The sequence below is a fragment of the Arthrobacter sp. NPDC057259 genome, assembly GCF_042668995.1.
GTDB lineage: Bacteria > Actinomycetota > Actinomycetes > Actinomycetales > Micrococcaceae > Arthrobacter.
Genome location: NZ_JBHUYA010000003.1, coordinates 29,951 through 49,258, shown reverse-complemented (window position 1 = coordinate 49,258; position 19,308 = coordinate 29,951). Strand labels below are relative to the sequence as shown.

17 protein-coding genes and 1 tRNA gene are annotated in these 19,308 nt (G+C 69.6%); 8 read left to right on the top strand and 10 right to left on the bottom strand.

Annotated elements, in window-relative coordinates:
- Nucleotides 1-23: 23 nt before the first annotated feature.
- From mnhG to ACFUCU_RS06070, 6 genes are read right to left on the bottom strand one after another with little or no spacing between them, the layout of a single operon-like run.
- On the bottom strand, nucleotides 24-431 hold the full coding sequence (gene mnhG / locus ACFUCU_RS06095) for a monovalent cation/H(+) antiporter subunit G (protein WP_377971396.1): 408 nt from the start codon (nucleotides 429-431) through the stop codon (nucleotides 24-26).
- Nucleotides 421-699 carry a monovalent cation/H+ antiporter complex subunit F gene (locus tag ACFUCU_RS06090; protein WP_290256421.1) on the bottom strand — a complete coding sequence of 93 codons (279 nt, stop codon included), beginning with the start codon at nucleotides 697-699 and terminating at the stop codon, nucleotides 421-423. Before ACFUCU_RS06090 ends, mnhG begins: the two co-directional genes overlap by 11 nt.
- Nucleotides 696-1,241 (bottom strand): Na+/H+ antiporter subunit E, encoded by a 546-nt coding sequence (locus ACFUCU_RS06085; protein ID WP_377971394.1) that lies wholly within the window; start codon nucleotides 1,239-1,241, stop codon nucleotides 696-698. The genes ACFUCU_RS06090 and ACFUCU_RS06085 overlap by 4 nt, the downstream gene beginning before the upstream one ends.
- The gene (locus ACFUCU_RS06080) at nucleotides 1,238-2,857 is read right to left on the bottom strand and encodes a Na+/H+ antiporter subunit D (RefSeq protein ID WP_377971392.1); all 1,620 of its coding nucleotides are present in this window, start codon (nucleotides 2,855-2,857) and stop codon (nucleotides 1,238-1,240) included. Before ACFUCU_RS06080 ends, ACFUCU_RS06085 begins: the two co-directional genes overlap by 4 nt.
- Nucleotides 2,854-3,399 (bottom strand): Na(+)/H(+) antiporter subunit C, encoded by a 546-nt coding sequence (locus tag ACFUCU_RS06075; RefSeq protein WP_364134526.1) that lies wholly within the window; start codon nucleotides 3,397-3,399, stop codon nucleotides 2,854-2,856. Before ACFUCU_RS06075 ends, ACFUCU_RS06080 begins: the two co-directional genes overlap by 4 nt.
- The gene (locus tag ACFUCU_RS06070; protein WP_377971390.1) at nucleotides 3,396-6,350 is read right to left on the bottom strand and encodes a Na+/H+ antiporter subunit A; all 2,955 of its coding nucleotides are present in this window, start codon (nucleotides 6,348-6,350) and stop codon (nucleotides 3,396-3,398) included. Before ACFUCU_RS06070 ends, ACFUCU_RS06075 begins: the two co-directional genes overlap by 4 nt.
- Nucleotides 6,351-6,506: 156 nt before the next feature.
- Between ACFUCU_RS06070 and ACFUCU_RS06065 the strand changes: the two genes are divergently transcribed.
- The 3 genes from ACFUCU_RS06065 to ACFUCU_RS06055 all read left to right on the top strand — a co-directional run bounded on the left by ACFUCU_RS06065 (nucleotide 6,507) and on the right by ACFUCU_RS06055 (nucleotide 9,652).
- The gene (locus ACFUCU_RS06065; RefSeq protein WP_377971388.1) at nucleotides 6,507-7,904 is read left to right on the top strand and encodes an MFS transporter; all 1,398 of its coding nucleotides are present in this window, start codon (nucleotides 6,507-6,509) and stop codon (nucleotides 7,902-7,904) included.
- Between the two features lie 65 nt (nucleotides 7,905-7,969).
- The gene (locus ACFUCU_RS06060; protein WP_290256427.1) at nucleotides 7,970-8,452 is read left to right on the top strand and encodes a cation:proton antiporter regulatory subunit; all 483 of its coding nucleotides are present in this window, start codon (nucleotides 7,970-7,972) and stop codon (nucleotides 8,450-8,452) included.
- A 3-nt stretch (nucleotides 8,453-8,455) separates the two neighbouring features.
- A complete protein-coding gene (locus ACFUCU_RS06055) occupies nucleotides 8,456-9,652 on the top strand; it encodes a cation:proton antiporter (RefSeq protein ID WP_377971386.1) in 1,197 nt (398 codons plus the stop codon).
- 36 nt (nucleotides 9,653-9,688) lie between these two features.
- Here the strand turns inward: ACFUCU_RS06055 and dcd are convergent, their stop codons facing one another.
- Complete coding sequence (gene dcd, locus ACFUCU_RS06050; protein WP_364134539.1) at nucleotides 9,689-10,270, bottom strand: dCTP deaminase; 582 nt, start codon at nucleotides 10,268-10,270, stop codon at nucleotides 9,689-9,691.
- A gap of 79 nt (nucleotides 10,271-10,349) precedes the next feature.
- Nucleotides 10,350-10,796: a hypothetical protein gene (locus ACFUCU_RS06045; protein WP_290256430.1), complete on the bottom strand. Its 447-nt coding sequence runs from the start codon at nucleotides 10,794-10,796 to the stop codon at nucleotides 10,350-10,352.
- 234 nt (nucleotides 10,797-11,030) lie between these two features.
- On the opposite strand from ACFUCU_RS06045, the gene ACFUCU_RS06040 reads away from it, so the two are divergent.
- The 3 genes from ACFUCU_RS06040 (at nucleotide 11,031) to ACFUCU_RS06030 (ending at nucleotide 12,519) form a co-directional block, all read left to right on the top strand.
- Nucleotides 11,031-11,104: transfer RNA gene (locus ACFUCU_RS06040), tRNA-Gly, on the top strand.
- A 108-nt stretch (nucleotides 11,105-11,212) separates the two neighbouring features.
- Nucleotides 11,213-11,362 carry a hypothetical protein gene (locus ACFUCU_RS06035; RefSeq protein ID WP_290256431.1) on the top strand — a complete coding sequence of 50 codons (150 nt, stop codon included), beginning with the start codon at nucleotides 11,213-11,215 and terminating at the stop codon, nucleotides 11,360-11,362.
- Nucleotides 11,359-12,519 (top strand): N(5)-(carboxyethyl)ornithine synthase, encoded by a 1,161-nt coding sequence (locus ACFUCU_RS06030; RefSeq protein WP_377971384.1) that lies wholly within the window; start codon nucleotides 11,359-11,361, stop codon nucleotides 12,517-12,519. The genes ACFUCU_RS06035 and ACFUCU_RS06030 overlap by 4 nt, the downstream gene beginning before the upstream one ends.
- 90 nt (nucleotides 12,520-12,609) lie before the next feature.
- On the opposite strand, the gene ACFUCU_RS06025 is transcribed toward ACFUCU_RS06030, so the two are convergent.
- Nucleotides 12,610-14,028 carry an MFS transporter gene (locus tag ACFUCU_RS06025; protein WP_377971382.1) on the bottom strand — a complete coding sequence of 473 codons (1,419 nt, stop codon included), beginning with the start codon at nucleotides 14,026-14,028 and terminating at the stop codon, nucleotides 12,610-12,612.
- A 147-nt stretch (nucleotides 14,029-14,175) separates the two neighbouring features.
- Here ACFUCU_RS06025 and ACFUCU_RS06020 point away from each other — a divergent pair, with 147 nt between their 5' ends.
- Both ACFUCU_RS06020 and ACFUCU_RS06015 read left to right on the top strand, forming a co-directional pair.
- Nucleotides 14,176-15,030: a LysR substrate-binding domain-containing protein gene (locus ACFUCU_RS06020; RefSeq protein WP_364134548.1), complete on the top strand. Its 855-nt coding sequence runs from the start codon at nucleotides 14,176-14,178 to the stop codon at nucleotides 15,028-15,030.
- A gap of 252 nt (nucleotides 15,031-15,282) precedes the next feature.
- Nucleotides 15,283-15,642, top strand: a complete 360-nt coding sequence (locus tag ACFUCU_RS06015; RefSeq protein WP_377971381.1) for a hypothetical protein — start codon at nucleotides 15,283-15,285, stop codon at nucleotides 15,640-15,642.
- A gap of 111 nt (nucleotides 15,643-15,753) precedes the next feature.
- Here the strand turns inward: ACFUCU_RS06015 and ACFUCU_RS06010 are convergent, their stop codons facing one another.
- On the bottom strand, nucleotides 15,754-19,260 hold the full coding sequence (locus tag ACFUCU_RS06010; protein ID WP_377971379.1) for a bifunctional proline dehydrogenase/L-glutamate gamma-semialdehyde dehydrogenase: 3,507 nt from the start codon (nucleotides 19,258-19,260) through the stop codon (nucleotides 15,754-15,756).
- Nucleotides 19,261-19,308 lie beyond the last annotated feature (48 nt).

Here is a 19,308-nt window from a genome sequence, read left to right as displayed (position 1 = left end):
TCCGACGGGGAGTCCCCCGGGCATCAGTCCCGGCGGGGCTCCCCGTCCTCGTTGAAGCCGCGTTCCCCGGCGGCCTGCTGCACCACCGCTTCGAGCTCATCCGCGCTCAGCAGCTCCGGGTGGAGATGCTTGGTGCGGTAGCCGGCGCGGCCCACCATGTGCGCGGAGACCGGGACGGTCAGCAGCTGGAAGATCCACGCAACCACCAGCACCGGCCACACCCACCAGGTGCGCATCTGCAGGCCCACGGCGCACAGCAGCACGAACAGGCCCAGGACCTGCGGCTTGGTGGCGGCGTGCATCCGGCTCATCAGGTCCGGGAAGCGGAGCAGGCCGATCGCGGCGCCGAGGGACATCAGCGCACCCACCACCATGAACACGGCGGACACGGCGTCGATCACAGTATCCCCGGAGACGGTCTCAGGATTCATGGGGGTGCCTCCTGCGGTCGGCTACGAAGCGGGCCACTGTCACGGACCCGACGAAGCCGATGATCGAGATCGCCACCAGCAGCATCAGGTTGTTCAGGTGCCGGTTGACGGCCATGTCGATGCACAGCGCGGCGCCCAGGATGGCCAGCAGCACGTCGGTGGCGAGCACGCGGTCCAGCAGCGAAGGCCCTCGGGCGATCCGGATGATGGCGCCGCCCGCCGCGAGGGACAGAATCACGGCGGTCACGGCCAGGACGATCGGCATCATGCGGCTGCCTCCTGTTTGAGAGCGGAAACTTCCTCCGGGGAGCCCATGATCCGGATCAGGCCGGCCTCGGTGTCCCGGACTTCCTTGCGGAGCCTGGCGGCGTCCTCGGCGTCGCGGACGTTGATGCCGTGGATATAGAGCGTGGACGTACCCCTGTCCACCTCCACGACCAGGGAGCCCGGAATCAGCGATATGACGTGGCCGGTGGCGGTGACCAGGAGATCCGAGTGGCTGCGGAGCGGGACCGCGACGATGGCGCTGACCACCCGGGGCCCGCGCACCACGGCGAGGTAGAGCAGCTGGAAGCTCGCCGCGACCACCTTGCCGAGGAACACCAGGCCAAAGGGGACGGCGCGCAGCACGTTGAACCGTCCCCCCAATTCCACCGGCGGCAGGTAGAACAACCGGGCCACGAACACAGCGATCAGCGCCCCGAAGAGCAGGTTGCCGGCGCTGAAGTCCTGCCAGAGGGCGCCCCAGACGATCACCAGCCAGACCAGCAGCGGCAGTTCCTGGCGCAGCGAGATCCGTTTGCGGGTCATTTGCCGCCTCCCTGGGCCACGGGCTGCGGTGGGGCCGGGACCGTGACCTCGTCACCGAGCACCGCGTGGATGTAGGAGGACCGGTCCAGCATCTCGGCCGCGGACTGGCCGGAGAGGCGGAACAGCGGCCCGGCGAACACCGTCAGGGCCACGCCGAGGATGACCAGCGCCAGCGTGGAACCGACCATGGTGCGCGGCAGCAGGCTCACCGAGTGGCGAGCGGAGGATGAGCCGGTCCCGTGGGACTCCCCGCCCGGGGCGGCGAGCAGCACCGGGTCCGGGTGCTCGGCGTCCTCGGGCTTGCGCCAGAAGGCGCGGTTCCAGACGCGGGCGATGGCCAGCAGGGTCAGCAGGCTGGTCAGGACGCCGCCGGCCACCAGCGCGTACGCCAGCGGGGTGCCGAGCAGGACGCCGGCCTGCAGCAGGCCCAGTTTGCCCAGGAAGCCGGAGAGCGGAGGGATCCCGGCGAGGTTCATGGCCGGGATGAAGAACAGCACGGCCAGCAGCGGGGAGAGCTTGGCCAGGCCGGCCACCCGGTCCACGGAGGAGCTGCCGGCGCGGCGTTCAATCAGCCCGGTGACCAGGAAGAGGCTGGTCTGGATGGTGATGTGGTGCGCCACGTAGAACACCGCGGCGCCCAGGCCGGCCACCGAGGACATCGCCAGCCCGAACACCATATAGCCGATGTGGCTGACCAGGGTGAAGGAGAGCAGACGTTTGATGTCGCTTTGCGCGAGCGCACCCAGAATCCCCACCACCATAGTCAGCAGCGCCACCACCATCAGCGGCTGGTTGAAGGTGTCGCCGGGGAAGAGCAGCGTCTCGGTGCGGACGATCGCGTAGACGCCCACCTTGGTGAGCAGGCCGGCGAACACCGCCGTAACCGGGGCGGGGGCGGTCGGGTAGGAGTCGGGCAGCCAGAAGGAGAGCGGGAAGACGGCGGCCTTGATCCCGAACGCCACGAGCAGCAGCACGTGCAGCAGGTTCCGGGTGCCCTGGTCCAGGTCCCCCAGCTTCATGGCCAGGTCCGCCATGTTGATGGTGCCGGTGGCGCCGTAGATCATCGCGATGGCGATTAGGAACAGCACCGAGGAGACCACGGAGACCACCACATAGGTCACGCCGGCGCGGATCCGGGGGCCGGTGCCGCCGAGGGTCATCAGCACGTAGCTGGCCGTCAGCAGGATCTCGAAGCCCACGTAGAGGTTGAACAGGTCTCCGGAGAGGAAAGCGTTGGACACCCCGGCCACCAGGATCAGGTAGGTGGGGTGGAAGATCGAGACCGGGGCGTCACTGTCGCCGTCGGCCATGCCCTGCCCGGTCGCATAGACCAGCACGGCCAGGCTGACGGCGGAGGAGACCACCAGCATCAGCGAGGAGAACTGGTCCACCACCAGCACGATCCCCCACGGCGGCAGCCAGCCGCCGATGCTCACCGCCGCCGTGCCGCCCTCCCAGACGGAGGCCAGCAGCCAGCACTCAAGCAGCAGGGTCAAGGAGAGCAGCGCGATGCTGACCGTCCGCTGCGCCCGGGAGTGCCGGATCAGCAGGAAGGTCAGGGCGGCGCCCAGGATGGGGAGGACGACGGCGAGCGGGGCAAAGCTGGCGATGTTCACTCGGACCCTCCTTCCTGGTTCGGGGCGGTGGTGCGGGAGCCGGGCCGTTCCTCGGCCGCGGCTTCGCTGGCCGGCATCTGCCGGGCGCCGGCCAGGATGGTCCCGCCGGCGTCGGGCTCGACGGCGGGCAGCGGGAATTCGGAGGTTTCCTCGGGGATGACGGCGTCGTCCTCGGCGTCGAAGCTGGGCGTCTCGGCAACCCGGAGGTCCTCGGCGTCGTCCTGGATCTCATCCTGCCGGGCCAGCACCCAGGTGCGGTAGATGATGCCGAGCATGAACGCGGTCACGGCGAAGGAAATCACGATCGAGGTGAGGATCAACGCCTGCGGCAGCGGGTCGCTGTAGGCGCCGGGATCGGTGTCCTTGGCGAACAGCGGGGCCAGGCCGGCGTATCCGCCCGTGGTGAGGATGAGCAGGTTGGTGGCGTTCGCCAGCAGCATCAGGCCCAGCAGCACCCGGGTGAGGCTGCGCTCCAGGAGCAGGTAGATGCCGCAGGCGTACAGCACCCCCATCACGGTCAGCAGGGTCAGGTTGACGCTCATGCATTCCCCCCGGGGGTGGTTCCGGCGGCCGCGTCCGACTGCTCTTCGAAGTGTTCGTCGATTTCGGCGCCGAGGCTGCGGAGCACGTCCAGGGCCAGGCCGACGACGACGATGTAGACGCCGATGTCGAAGATGGTGGAGGTGACGAACTTGATGTCACCGAAGACCGGGAGCCAGAGCTGGACGATGGCGCTTTGGAAGACCTCGCCGCCCAGGAGCAGCGGCGCCACCCCGGACACGGCCGCCGTCGCCAGGCCGATACCCAGCAGCGCGCCGGCGCTCAGCGGCGCGGCCTCGCGCAGCTCGAACCGGCCGCCGGCCAGGTAGCGGATGGTCAGCGCCAGCCCGGCCATCAGGCCGCCGGCGAAGCCGCCGCCGGGCAGGTTGTGCCCGGCCAGCAGCAGGTAGATGGAGAAGACGATCATCGAGTGGAACACCAGGCGGGTCACCACCTCGAAGATGATGGAACGCCGCTCGGGGGCGAGGGTCCGGCCGGCCACCAGCCAGGCGTCCTTGGTGGACGCCGCGAACCGGCGGCTCAGGGCCAGCGCGGCGCCGTCGCGGCTGTGCGCGGGGGCGGCCAGGCGGCCCACCGTGCCCTCGTCGACCGACCCGGAGGACCGGATCCGGTCGCCGCGGCCGCGGACGAAGATGAGGCTGGCGACGCCGGTGGCGGCAAGGGCCAGCACGGAGATCTCGCCGAAGGTGTCCCAGGCCCGGATGTCCACCAGGGTGACGTTGACGACGTTGAGCCCGCCGCCGCCGTCGTAGGCCAGCCGCGGGAAGTCGAGCGAGACCGGCGTGGCGACCCGGGCGCCGAGGGCGTAGATCGCCACGAAGATCATGGTCAGGCCGAAGCCGGCGCCGATGATGATCCGGACCACCCGGTACCGGCCGCCGGTGCGGTCCCGGAGTTCGGCCGGGAGGCTGCGCATGGCCAGCACGAACGCCACCAGGATGATGGTTTCCACCAGCATCTGGGTCAGTGCGAGGTCCGGGGCGCCCTGCAGTGCGAACATCAGGGCGATGCCGTAGCCGGTGACGGAGACCATCAGGACGGCCAGGAACCGCTTGTTGGCGCGGACCGCGGCGAGGGCGCCGACCACGATGCCGGCTCCGGCCACCAGTTGCAGCGGGGACCCCGGGTCGATGACGTAGAGGTCCGCCGGGAGGGGCTTGCCCGCGAGCAGGATGGCGGTCAGCGGGAGCAGGAAGGCCACGCTGAGGATGACGGCCAGGTAGAAGTAGAGCGAACCGCGCTGGGTGCGGCCGGTGACCCACACGGCGGCGTCGTCGAGCGCTCCGATGGTCTGCTGGTAGGCGCGGTCGCCGTTGATCCAGCCCGGGACCAGCTCCTGGGCCCGGGCGACGGCGCCGCGGCCGTAGTACATCGCCAGTCCGAGGGCGAAGGTCACGGCGGTCAGGCCCAGAGCGGGCGTGATGCCGTGCCAGAGGGCGAGGTGCCCGGCGTCGGGGGCGTCCTCGCCGGCGAACAGTGCGGCGTAGGGCTGGATCCAGCCGTCCACCGGCGCGGGCCACAGCCCGTAGGCGACGGTGAGGAAGGCCAGGACCGCGGGGGCGGCCAGGAAGGCGGGCTTGATGGCCTTGAACCGGGTGACCGGGACGCCGTCCTTGACCGCGAACGCGCCCCAGAGGAAGCGCGCGCTGTAGGCGAAGGTCAGGATCGACCCGATGACGACGCCGGCCAGGACCACCAGTCCCCAGGGGCCGGTCCCGGCGTGGTGCACGAAGGCCTCGAAGACGGATTCCTTGGCCACGAACCCGGCCAGCGGGGGCACGCCGGCCATCGAGGCGGCGCCGATCACGGCCACGACGCCGAGCGCCCGGGAGGACTGGAACACGCCGGAGAGCTTGCGGATGTCGCGGGTGCCGGCCTGGTGGTCGATGATGCCGACCACCAGGAACAGGGTGGCCTTGAAGAGCCCGTGGGCCAGCAGCAGGGCGATCCCGGCCAGGGCGGCGTCCGGCTGGCCGAGGCCCACCACCATGCTCAGGAAGCCGAGCTGGCTGACGGTGCCGTAGGCGAGGATGAGTTTGATGTCCGTCTGGCGCAGCGCCCGGTAGCCGCCCACCAGCATGGTGGCCAGGCCCAGGCCCAGCACCACCGGCAGCCAGGTGTCCGTCCCGGCGAACCCGGGCGCCAGCCGTGCCACGAGGTAGATGCCGGCCTTCACCATCGCCGCGGCGTGCAGGTACGCGCTGACCGGGGTGGGGGCCGCCATGGCGCCCGGCAGCCAGAAGTGGAAGGGCACCAGCGCCGACTTGGTGATGGCCCCCACCAGCACCAGCACGACGGCGGTGGACACCGCCGGCGCGGCCGGGCCGGCCACCAGCTCCGGTGCCTGCTGCAGCAGGGCCGAGATCCGGTAGGTGCCGGCGAAGGATCCGAGCATGATCAGGCCCACCAGCATGGCCAGGCCGCCGGCGGTGGTGACGATCAGGGCCTGCAGCGCGGAGCGGCGGGCGGCCAGACGGGTCCGGGCGTAGCCGATCAGCAGGTAGGACAGGACGGTGGTGAGCTCCCAGAAGATGAACATGAGGAGCAGGTCGTCCGCGGTGACCAGCCCGAACATCGCCCCGGCGAAGGCCAGCAGCTGCGCCCCGAAGCCGCCCAGGTTGCTGTCCTTGTTCTTGAAGTACCGGGCGCAGTAGACCAGGACCAGCGCGCCGACGCCCAGGATCAAGAGGGACATCACCCAGGCCAGGGCATCCATCCGGAAGGCCAGCTCCAGGCCGAGGTCGGGAATCCAGGGGACCAGCACGGCGGGGGCGTCCGGGCCCGCGTACACTGCGTCGTGCTGCAGGATCAGCCAAAGGAACGAGCCCGCGGGGACCGCCGCCAGTGCGTAGAACGCATTCCTGCCCGCCCGCCGGAAGAGAAACGGCGCCACGAGAGCCACAGCGAAGTGCACGGCTAGGACTGTGATCACTGGTATCTCCGCAACGTCAGGAATTCGGTTATCAAAAAGTTGGAGCAGGCGGCGCATGTGGTTAGGTTCAGTCCGAACAGTTTACCAAGCGTGTACAAATTCTTTTCTGTCCGTTTCATCCCGGTCGGGGCCGCGGGGACGGCTAACATCAGGGCTATGAATTCCGCCACCGCTCCCGAGGCCGCACCGGCGTCCGAACTTGATTCCGGACGCCAGCCCGCCGGGAGGGGACGCATCCTGGCCTGGGCCGCGTGGGACTGGGGCTCCGCCGCGTTCAACGCCGTGATGACGACCTTCGTCTTCACCGTGTACCTGACGTCCAAGGCCTTCGGCGGCGAGGACGAGGCCTCCGCGGTCCTCGGCACCGCCCTGGCCATCGCCGGCGCCGCTATCGCGGTGCTCGCCCCGGTCACCGGACAGCGGTCCGACGCCGGCGGCCGCCGCAAGCTCTGGCTGGGCGTGAACACCGCCGCCGTGGCGCTGCTTACGGGGCTGTGCTTCTTTGTCTTCCCGCGGCCGGAATTCCTGCTGTTGGGGGTCACCCTGATCGCCCTCGGCAACATTTTCTTCGAGTTCGCCGGCGTCAATTACAACGCCATGCTCGCCCAGATTTCGACGCCGGCCAATATCGGGAAAATCAGCGGCTTCGGTTGGGCCTCGGGCTATCTCGGCGGCATCGTGGCGCTGTTGATCGTCCTGCAGCTGTTCGTCCAGCCGAGCATCGAGTGGTTCGGCGCCTCCACCGAGGACAGCCTGAACATCCGGCTGGTCGCCGTCTTCTCGGCGCTTTGGCTGCTGGTCTTCGCCGTCCCGGTCATGGTCGCCGTGCCCGAGGTGCCCATCGCGCGGCAGGACAGGCTGGGCTTCTTCGCCTCCTATGGACTGCTGGCACGCCGGATCAAGGACATCTACCGGACCAGCCCGCACACCATCTACTTCCTGCTGGCCAGCGCCATCTTCCGCGACGGCCTCGCCGCCGTGTTTACTTTCGGCGGGGTGATCGCCGCCGGCACCTTCGGCTTCGACCTCAAGCAGGTTATCTTTTTCGCCGTCTTCGGCAACGTCGTCGCCGCTGTTGGCGCACTCGTGGGCGGACTACTCGACGACCGGTCCGGCCCCAAAGCGGTCATCATCGGCTCCCTGGCGGGCCTGCTGGTGGCTGGCACCGCGCTGCTGATCCTGGGCAACGGGACATATTCCTTCTTCGGCATATCCTGGTCCGGCAGCATGACCTTCTGGGTCTTCGGCCTGTTCCTCTGCCTCTTCGTAGGGCCCGCCCAGTCTTCCTCCCGCGCCTATCTGGCCCGGCTGGCCCCCACCGGGGAGACCGGTGAGCTGTTCGGGCTCTATGCCACCACCGGCAGAGCCGTGAGCTTCCTCGCCCCGGCCCTGTTCACCCTCTGCATCACCATCGCCACGCCCCTTGTGGCCCCGGGCCAGGCGCAGCGCTGGGGCATCGTCGGGATCATGGTGGTGCTGCTCGCCGGTCTGCTGGTGCTGCTGCCGGTAAAGTCCCCGGGCAAGACGGGCATCGCCGTCGTTCCTTTCCGCTAGGCGGTCCCGCCGGCCGAGGCGTTGAACCCGGCCCCAAAACCGGGCGCGGCCACTAGGCTGGTGGCATGAACGTGGATGAGACCGAACTTCCCGGACTGGGCCGGCGCAAGGATTTCATGACCGCCTCGGGGCGCCGGATCGGCGTCGTCGAATACCGCGAGGGGCAGACCGAGCTCATCGTCTCCACCTGGGACGACCCGGACACCTGCCAGGCCTCGATTCCCCTCACCGCGGACGAGGCAGCCGCCCTGGGCAACCTGCTCGGCGGGCAGCGGCTGGCCATGCAGCTCTCCGAGGCCCACCGTGAGGTTCCCGGCATTGTCACCCGGCAGTTCTCCATCGCGGCCGATTCGCCGTTCCAGAACCAGCCGATGGGCAAGGCCTGCATCCGGACCCGCAGCGGCGCCTCGATCGTGGCGATCATGCGCGAGGGGGAGGTGCTCCCCTCCCCCGGGCCCGACGTCGTGCTCCACCCCGGCGACCTGCTGGTGGCCGTCGGCACCCAGGAGGGCCTGGACACCGCGGCCTCCATCCTGCGCAACGGATAAGCCGTGGATGCCCTCGCCGTGACCCTGATCGAGCTGGGGGCCGTCGTGTTCTGCCTCGGCCTGCTGGCGAGGCTGGCCGGGCGGATCGGCATGTCCCCCATCCCGCTGTACCTGGTCGGCGGCTTGTTCTTCGGCGCGGGCGGGCTGGTCAAGCTCGAGGGCATGCACGAGTTCGCGCACCTTTCCAGCGAGATCGGCGTCATCCTTCTCCTGCTCATGCTCGGCCTGGAATATACGGCGGCCGAGCTGGTCACCGGATTGCGCCGTTCCTGGCAGGCGGGCGTGCTGGACCTGGTTCTGAACTTCGTCCCCGGTGCGGGCCTGGCGCTGATGCTGGGCTGGGGCGTGGTGGGGGCCATGGTGATGGGCGGTGTGACCTACATTTCCTCCTCCGGGATCGCCGCGAAGGTGATCACGGACCTGGGCCGGATCGGCAACCGCGAGACGCCGGTGATCCTGTCCATTCTGGTCTTCGAGGACCTGGCCATGGCCGTGTACCTCCCCGTCCTGACGGCCACCCTGGCCGGGGTGAGCCTCCTGGTGGGGCTGCAGACCGTGGGGATCTCGCTCGCCGTCGTCACCCTGGTCCTGGTGGTGGCGCTGCGGCACGGCCACCACGTCTCCCGGGCCGTGCACAGCGAAAACTCCGAGGTTTTCCTGCTCAACCTCCTTGGCGCGGCGCTGTTGGTGGCCGGCCTGGCCGCGGCCATGCAGGTCTCAGCGGCGGTGGGCGCGTTCATGCTCGGCATCGCGATTTCCGGCGCCACGGCCCATAGCGCCACCCGGATCCTGGAGCCGCTGAGGGACCTGTTCGCCGCGATTTTCTTCGTGGTCTTTGGCTTGAACACGGACCCCAGGTCCATCCCGCCGGTGCTGGGCTGGGCGCTGGTCCTGGCGGTCCTCACCGCGGCCACCAAGATGCTGACGGGCATTTGGGCGGCGAAGCGCGCCGGCATCGCGATCCCGGGCAGGTTCCGTGCCGGGGCGGCCCTGATTGCCCGCGGCGAATTCTCCATCGTGATCGCAGGCCTGGCGGTGGCATCCGGCGTGGTGCCCCGGGAGCTCGCGGCGCTGGCCACCGCCTATGTCTTGATCATGGCAGTGATGGGTCCGCTCGCGGCCAAGTTCATCGAGCCCGCGGTCCGGGCGGTCCGGCGGCCGGCCCGGCGCGCGGTGCAGCGGGCGCGGCCGGTCAACTGACAGCCGGCGCCAGCGCCCCAGGGCACCGCCCGCCGGCTAGGACGTGATCTCGGTGCGGTGGAAGTTCAGGTGGCTGCGGCTGGCGGTAGGGCCGCGCTGGCCCTGGTACCGGTTGCCGTACTCGCCGGAGCCGTAGGGGTGCTCGGCGGCGGAGCTGAGCCGGAAGAAGCACAGCTGGCCGATCTTCATGCCGGGCCAGAGCTTGATCGGCAGGGTGGCCATGTTGGACAGTTCCAGCGTGACGTGGCCGGAGAAGCCGGGATCGATGAAGCCCGCCGTCGAGTGCGTCAGCAGCCCCAGCCGACCCAGGGAAGACTTGCCCTCCAGCCGGGCCGCAATGTCGTCGGGCAGGGTGACCGTCTCGTAGGTGGAGCCCAGGACGAACTCGCCGGGGTGCAGGATGAACGGCTCGTCTGCGTCGACCTCCACCAGACGGGTCAGCTCCGGCTGGTCCACGGCCGGGTCGATGTGCGCGTACTTGTGGTTGTCGAAGAGGCGGAAGAAGCGGTCGATCCGCACGTCCACCGATGAGGGCTGGACCATGGCGGGGTCGAACGGTTCCAGCACAATCCGCTGGGAGTCGATTTCGGTACGAATGTCGCGGTCAGAGATCAGCACAGGATCAAAAGTACCGCAGGTTCCCGGCTCCCCCGCGTCCGTGCCGGCGGCTCCGTCACAGAGCATCCGGCGGCGGCGCTCAGGCCGCGGCCTGCTCCGCTTCCAGCAGCATCTTCAGCTGCTCGAGCTGCACCACCTGGGCCTTCATGTCACGCCGCATCTTGGCCGAGAGCAGGAACGAGGCCACGCCGGGCCGGTAGCGCAGGGCGAAGCGGACGTGGGTGCTGCCGCCGTGGGTGCTCAGGTAGTACCCGCAGTGGACCCTGGACCGCCCGGAAATGACCTGGAACTGGATCTCCGCGCCGGGGCGGGCGGCCGTCAGCTCGAAGTCCCCGGCCGCCGGGGGAAAACTGCCGGCGGTAAGCGCCGGCCGGTACACCGAGCCGGGGGCACCCACCGCGCCGGAGACCAGCGCGACGCTCTCGATCCCCTCGCGCCAGTAGGGCAGATTCCGGGGGTCCAGGAGGAAGGCGTAGATGCCCATGGCGTCGTACTGGATGACGACGTCGTGCTCTGCATACGCCACGGAAGTTCCCTTAAGGTCGGACTAATGGTGCTCGTAGCCCGCTTCCCCCTCAGACCGCAGCTAACCCCACCACGGTATCCAGCGGCCGGGGCTGCCGCACCGTCACCGGCCCGTCTTTACCGAACAGTTATGCAGCCGGTACCGGGCGTTGATGTTCGGGGAACTCCCCCGCCTGGGGTAAGGTAAAGCTCGTTGTTCAGCAGGACCCGGCCGAGGCTTTGGCCATGTCCCTGCGCGGCTGTAGCTCAATGGTAGAGCGCTAGCTTCCCAAGCTTGATACGCGGGTTCGATTCCCGTCAGCCGCTCCATTTCCCCCTCCTCCGCCCTCCCGCCGTCACGAAGCGACGCGGCCCATTAGGCGGCTACCTGTATCGTTCGAAGTCTGGAACCTATTCGGTTCCGCTACAGGAGCGAACATGGCTGACAAATCCCCCCGTCAAGCAGCATCCAAGAAATCCACCAAGTCCATCAAGGAAAAGCGCGCCGATAAGAGGGCCGCCGCCGCGCCGCCCAGCTCCCTGGACAAAGGCACCCCCGTCAAGGCCGCGGGCGCCAAGAAAAAGTGATTGAGTCATCGAAACGACTCACCCTCGGTGTCCTTGCCAGCACGCGCAAGCAGGACGAACGCCGACTCCCCGTCCATCCCGGCCATTTTGAGCGCATCGCTCCGGAACTCCGCGAGCACATGATCGTCGAGGCCGGATACGGCAGCCGGTTCGGCATGACGGATGACAGGTTGGCGGAGCTGGTGGGCCGGGTCGCCCCGCGCCCGGAGGTACTGGACGCGGCCGACGTCGTCCTGCTGCCGAAGCCCCAGCCCGAGGATCTGGCCGAGCTCCGGGATGGACAGGTCCTCTGGGGCTGGCCGCACTGCGTCCAGGACCCGGCGATCACCCAGCTGGCGATCGACAAGAAGCTCACGCTGATCGCCTTCGAGGCCATGAACCATTGGGCCAGCGACGGCGGTTTCGGCCTCCACGTCTTCCACAAGAACAACGAGCTGGCAGGCTACTGCTCGGTGCTGCACGCGCTGTCCCTGACCGGATCCACCGGGGACTACGGCCGGCGGCTGAGCGCCGTCGTCATCGGTTTCGGGGCCACCGCGCGCGGCGCCGTGACGGCCCTCAACGCCCATGGTATCCATGACGTGCAGGTGCTGACCAACCGCGGAGTCGCGGCGGTGGGTTCCCCCATCCACTCCGTGCGGATCGCCCAGTTCGACCACGACACGGAGGCGCCCTTCCTCAGTGAGGTCATCACCGAACGGGGCCGCGTGCCGCTGGCCCCGTTCCTGGCGGAAAGCGACATTGTGGTCAACTGCACCCTGCAGGATCCGACAGCACCGCTGACGTACCTGCGCACCGGGGACCTGGCCGCGTTCCGGCCCGGCAGCCTGATCATCGACGTTTCCTGCGACGAGGGCATGGGCTTCAGCTGGGCGCGGACCACCACTTTTGCCGAGCCGATGTTCACGGTCGGCACCAGCATCGACTACTACGCCGTGGACCACAGCCCGTCGTACCTCTGGAACTCCGCCAGCTGGGAAATCAGCGAGGCTTTGCTTCCGTTCCTGGCCACGGTGCTGTCCGGTCCGGAGGCGTGGGACGGTGATGAGACCATCCGCCGCGCCATCGAAATCCGCGACGGCGTGGTGTTGAATCCGGATGTCCTGGTGTTCCAGCACCGACAGCCGGACTATCCCCACCTGGCCACGGCCGGCTAGCGGTCGCGCGCCGGTTCCCGATCACCGCGCACTTTTCGGACAGCCGCTCCGCCGATCCGCGGAGCGGCTGTCCTTTTCCGGCGCGGAAACCTACGCCCGGACAATCCGCAGCAGCCGCCGCCGGTGCCGGAGGTCCACCCGGAGCATCAGCTGCCCCCGCCGGGCCAGCAGCACCGCCACCGACGCCGCAGCCAGTGCCGGGACCCCGCCGGAGATGAGGATCGCGGTGCGCGGGTCGACGTGCTCGGCCAGCCACCCCATCAGCGGCCCGCCGATCGCCTGCCCGCCGATCAGCACCATGATGTACAGGCTCATCACCCGTCCGCGGATCCCCATGTTGGCGCTGACCTGCACCAGCTGGTTGGCGGCGGTGAGGAACATCAGGCACCAGAATCCGGCCAGCACCATCGCCGCGCCGAACCAGACCATCGAGGGTGCGGCCGCGCCGAGGCAGAGCATCAGCCCGTACATGCCGGCCCCAAGCATGACCGAGCGCAGCCGCAACTCGCGCCGCCGGGCCGAGGTGATGGCCCCGGCCAGTGCGCCGAGCGCCACCAAGGCGTTGAGCAGACCGTACCCGCCGGCGCCGACGTCGTATACGTGGTCCGCGAAGGCGGCCAGCAGCACCGGCAGGCTCATGGCGAAGACGGACACGAACCCGGCCATCAGCCAGGGCCAGTAGATCGTGGGCTTGGCGAGGGCGTAGCGGAGACCCTCCTTGAGCATGCCCTTGCGCTTGGCGGCGGGCGGCGTGGTGTGCAGTTCGTCCTTGCGCAGCACCAGCAGCATGGTCACGGTGGAGCAGCATGCGACGGCGTTGCCCGCGAAGGCCCATCCCGCCCCCACCGCGCCGAGCAGGATCCCGGCGACGGCCGGCCCGATCAGGCCGCCCAGCTGGAAGATCGTGGAGTTCAGGCTGATGGCGTTCCGGAGGTACACCGGCCCCACCAGTTCGTTGACGAAAACCTGGCGTGCGGGCTGGTCCAAGACGGTGACCAGGCCCAGCGCCAGGGCAATCGCGTAGACATGCCAGACCTCGATCCGGCCCGTCAGCGCCAGGACCGCGAGCGCCGCGGCGAGGACGGCAGCCACTGACTGGCACAGCATCAGGATCCGGCGCTTGGCGAAGCGGTCAGCCATCATGCCGGCCCACGGCCCGAGGAAGAGCGAGGGCAGGAACTGCAGGGCCACCGTCACCCCAACGGCCGTGACCGAGCCCGAGAGCTGCAGCACCAGCCAGTCCTGGGCGATCCGCTGCATCCACAGGGCGATCACCGCGATGAAATGCCCGGCCGCGAAAATCCGGTAGTTCCGGACCGTGAGCGAGACGAAGGTGTGCCGCCAGGGCAGCCGTTCGCTGACGACGGCGAGCGGCTCGGTCACGGGCGCCGACGGCGGCAGGGCCAGCGCGTCGGCGGCGGGCGGCGACGGCGGCAGCGGGTCCGGCGCGGGCCGGCGGGTAGGGGTCTGGTCTGGGTCGGCGGCCTGGAACGGCGGTGGGGGTGCCACGGAAAAGTCCTCGTGAGAGTGGGCCTGCGGGAGTCGGTTTAACGCTAGGCTGGCCGCAATCGATTATGGAAGGTTATTGGATGCATAACTCCCATCACGAAATGCAATGCACCCCCTTGGCCGCCGGTGAGTCCGGGACACGCGCCCGTGTTTGAGCCCGCCCAGCTCCGGTCCTTCCTGGCCGTCGCCGAGACGCTGAGCTTCACCCGCGCGGCGGAACGGCTGGGACTCGCCCAGCCCACCATCAGCCAGCACGTTCGGAAGCTGGAGGCCGCCGCCGGCCGGACCCTGATCGCCCGGGACACCCGGGACGTGCGCCTGACGGACAACGGCGACGCCATGGCCGGGTTCGCCCGCAGCATCCTCTCCGCCCATGACTCGGCAGCCCGGTACTTTTCCGGCTCGGCGATGCGGGGCCGCCTGCGGTTCGGCACCGCCGACGACTTGGCCATCACGGGACTGCCCCGGATCCTGCGGGAGTTCCGGCAGGTCTACCCGCAGATCAACCTGGAACTGACGGTCGGCCAGAGCGACCAGCTGTACAAGCGGCTCAACGCCGGGCAGCTGGACCTGGTGTTCGTGAAGTGGGTGGCCGGCGCCAAGGACGGCACGGTGGTGCAGCAGGATTCCTTCGCCTGGGTGGGCCTGGAGCAGACCGCCCTGGCGCCCGGACACCCGGTACCGCTGATCGCCTACCCCGCCCCCAGCCTCAGCCGGAAGCTGGCGATCGACGCCCTGGAGGCCTCCGGCCGCACCTGGCGGATCACCTGCACCACGCGGCAGATCAGCGGGGTGCTGGCGGCGGTGCGGGCGGGTATCGGCGTCGCCGTGATGCCGTCGTCGCTGGTTCCGGACGATCTGAAGATCATCACCCGGCGCTTCGACCTGCCGCCGGTGGGCGACGTCGACTTCACGTTGATCCGGAATCCGCTGGCCAACACGGAGGTCATCGAGGCGTTGACCCAGACCATCACGGGCCGTGCGCTGCACCGTCCGGCGTAGGGAATACCCGGCCTTACCTGCCCTTCCGGCGCGCACTACCTGCCGGCGCGGGGGACGCCCGGGCGGGGATACGCAACCATTGAACCCGCCGGATACTTGCCCTATCCTGACACTACTTGCAGGTCAAGCAGAGGCCAGCCACCCCGCTCAGTCAAGAGAGCACAGACTACGGACGCTTCCTGCCGTCGCTGCCGGTATTCCCGGCCCTCCGTGGCACCCAGCGTTCGGGATAGGCCAGCAATGACGCCAGCCATGAATACTCCCCACGCCTCGATGCGGCCGGCCCCGCGCCGGCTCGGCCCCCGCACCCCGGCCCGCCCCGCCGCTGCGGCAGCGGCACGGCTGGAGGGAATCACCCACCCCGCCCTGGGGCGGCTCGATCCGCACCCCGCACCGGCACGTGCAGACGGCGACTATGTGGGCATTCCGTTCTGCGAACGCTGCGGCACCGACGAGTTCGTCTACCTGGAGTCGTTCGTTCCGCCCCGGCACCACCGCGACGGCTCCGTCAGCCAGCTCGGCGAGGTGACCTACTTCTGCTCCGGCTGCGAGGACTTCTCCGCCCATGCCGTTCCCGCGTCCTGGGCACCGCCCGGCTGGTACCTCGGCTAAGCCCGGGCTAAACCACAAAGGGGCGGCGCGGGAACCGAAAGGTCCCTGCGCCGCCCCAGTGTTGCGCTCCCGGGCGCGCCGCCCGGCCCGCCCGGGAGGCGCTGGATCGTCCTAGATCAGCCCGTCGGAAAGGTGGTTCGCGGTGCCGAAGCGGTGCGCGGTGATGCTGACCGCCTGCTCATGCAGGAACGGCAGCAGTTCAACGCGGCCGGCCTCGGTCACCGGGTGGGTGTAGACGGCCAGGTCCGGGCGTCCACCGGTGGCCTCGGCGAGGGCCACCGGGTCGCCGCCGATCAGGCGGATCCGCGGCACGGCGAGCTTCGGCGCCGCGGCGAGGCGCCCCGCCGAAGCCAGCCACGCGGCGTCGTCCTCCACCGTCGCCGCGATTCCCAGCCCGGCGAGCACGGCCTGCAGCTGGGCGGGCAGCGCCGCGGCGCTGGACACCGTGAGGGTGGACCCGGCACGGACGCCGGCGGCCACCACACGGACCAGCTCGGCGAGCGGGCTGCCCGCGGAGAGCCGGACCAGGACCGGCAGCGGCCGGTAGCGGAAGACGTTGCGCTCCGCGCTCAGCCCGGAGACGTCCTTGGCGGTGCCGAACTCGTCGGCCCAGGCCTGCGCGTCCGAGGCAAGGGCACGCTGCAACGGGGCGACGTCGGCGGCGGCGAGGAAGCCCTTGGCGGCGTCCTCGATCCGCGCCACCTCGGGGCTCAGCGGGCCCGGGGCCGCGGTGGCCTCCGTACTGGTCCAGTCGCCCAGCCCGGCGAGGTAGTTGGGGCCGCCGGCCTTGGTGCCTGCACCGACGGCCGACTTCTTCCAGCCGCCGAAGGGCTGGCGCTGCACGATCGCGCCGGTGATGCCGCGGTTGACGTAGAGGTTGCCCGCCTCGATGGTGTCCAGCCACAGGGCCAGTTCATCCGAGTTGAGCGAGTGCAGCCCGGCGGTCAGGCCGTACTCGATCTGGTTTTGGATGGCGATGGCCTCCTCCAGGGTGGCGGCGGTCATCACACCCAGTACCGGCCCGAAGAACTCGGTGAGGTGGAAGTAGGAACCGCGCCGCACGCCGGAACGGACGCCGGGGCTCCAGAGCTTCCCGGAGTCGTCGAGCTGCCGCGGTTCCACGGCCCAGGTCTCACCCTCGCCGAGCGTGGTCAGGGCCTTCAAGAGCTTGCCGCCGGCGGGCTCGATGATCGGGCCCATCTGGCTGGCGGGGTCCTCCGGGTAGCCGACCTTAAGGGAGGTGACGGCGTCGATCAGCTGGTTGTGGAAGCGCTTGGAGGTCGCGACGGAGCCCACCAGGATCACCAGCGACGCGGCCGAACACTTCTGGCCGGCGTGGCCGAACGCGGAGTAGGCCACGTCCTTGGCGGCCAAATCCAGGTCGGCGCTGGGGGTGACGATGATGGCGTTCTTGCCGCTGGTTTCGGCCAGCAGCGGCAGGTCCTTGCGGAACGAGCGGAACAGTTCGGCCGTCTCGTAGCCGCCGGTGAGGATGACGCGGTCCACGGCCGGGTGGGAGATCAGCTGCGTTCCGAGTTCCCGTTCGCCCAGCTGGACCATGGTCAGCACGTCGCGCGGGACGCCGGCCTCCCAGAGTGCCTCGACCATGACGGCGCCGCTGCGGGCGGCCTGCTTGGCGGGCTTGATCACGACGGCGGAACCGGCGGCGAGGGCGGCGAGCGTGGAGCCGGCGGGGATGGCGACCGGGAAGTTCCACGGCGGCGTCACGACGGTGAGCTTCGCGGGAACGAACGTGGCGCCGTCGACGTCGTCGAGCTTCCGCGCCGATTCGGCGTAGTAGTGGGCGAAGTCGACGGCCTCGCTGACCTCGGGGTCGCCCTGGTCGATGGTCTTGCCGGTCTCGCTGGCCATGACCTCGAGCAGTTCGGCCCGGCGGGCTTCCAGCGCGTCGCCGGCGCGGTGCAGGATCTCGGCCCGCTCGGCGCCGGAGAGGGCGCCCCAGGCCTTGCCCTTGGCGACAGCGGTGTCGATGACGGCGTTGAGCGTGGCCTCGTCCGTGATGGTGGCGGCCTCGACGGCGGCGTTGCCCAGGGTGGAGCCCGGCACGCGGCCCAGGATGGCCCGGCCCCAGTCGCGGTTGGCCGGCAGCGACGGGTCCGTGTCCGGGGTGTTCCGGAAACCCTCGCGCGGCATCGGCTCGGCCGGCCGGGCTCGGTTCTGGCGGCGGTTCGGGGCCGGGACCTCCTCGTCGAGCGCGGCCAGGGAGGCCAGGAAGCGCTGCTTCTCCCGCTCGAAGAGCTGCTCGTTCTCGGAAAGTTCGAACACGGCGGACATGAAGTTGTCCTGGCTGGCGCCCTCCTCGAGCCGGCGGATCAGGTAGGCGATTGCGACGTCGAACTCGGCCGGGTGGACCACCGGGGTGTAGAGCAGGAGCGAGCCGACATCCTTCTTGACCGCCTCGGCCTGGCCCTGCGCCATGCCGAGCAGCATCTCGAATTCGATGCCCTGGTGCCCGGCGTCCGCGAGGCCGCGCTTCTTGGCCAGCAGCCACGCGAAGGCGATGTCGAAGAGGTTGTGTCCGGCGACGCCGATCCGGACGTTGCGGATCCGGTCCGGGTGCAGGGAGTAGTTGATGACCCGCTTGTAGTTGGTGTCCGAGTCCTGCTTGGTGTTCCAGGTGGCCAGCGGCCAGTCGTGCAGGGAGGCCTCGACCTGTTCCATCGGCAGGTTGGCGCCCTTGACCACGCGGACCTTGATCGGGGCGCCGCCGGTGGCGCGGCGCCCGGCGGCCCAGTCCTGGAGGCGGATCATGGCGGAGAGAGCGTCAGGCAAGTAGGCCTGGAGCACGATGCCGGCATCGAGGTTCTTAAACTCGGGCTTGTCCAGGATCCGGGTGAACACCGCGATGGTCATGTCAAGGTCCTTGTACTCTTCCATGTCCAGGTTGATGAACTTGGCCTTGCCGCCGTTGGCCGCGAAGGACGCGGCGCGGGTGAAGAGCGGGGTGAGCTTCTCGACGACGTGCTCGACGGCCTCGTCGAAGGCCCAGGCGGAGTGCGGGGCGACTGTGGAGGAGACCTTGATCGAGACGTAGTCGACGTCGGGGCGGGCCAGCAGCGCGTGCGTGCCCTTGAGCCGGCGGGAGGCCTCGTGCTCGCCGAGCACGGCCTCGCCGAGGAGGTTGACGTTGAGCTTGATGCCGTCCTTGCGGATCTTGGCTATGGCGGGGCCCAGCTTGGCGTCGGTGGCGTCCACGATCAGGTGGCCGACCATCTCGCGGAGCACGCGGCGGGCCACCGGGATGACTACCTGCGGCAGGGCCGGCGCCATGGTGCCGCCGAGGCGGACGGCGGCGCGCATGTACCAGGGCAGGAAGGCGGGGACCTTGGGGGCCAGGGCGGCGAGGTTGCGGGCGGCGACGTGGAGGTCCTCGGGGCGGACGACGCCGTCGACGAACCCGACCGTGAAGCCGAGGCCGTTCGGGTCCTTCAGCACGCCGGCGAGCTGCTGGGCGGATGCGTCGACGGGAACCTCGGAGGCGGCGGTGAGCCAGCGGCGCACCAGCGCGATGCAGTCATCGGCCAGGGCCGCCGCCTCGGCGACGGTCGTGGCCGAGGCGGCAGTGACGGCGCCGGTTTCCGTAGAGGTGTTGGTCATGGTGGCACTCGGGCTTTCTCAAGATGTGGACGTTTCTTCCCATCAGTA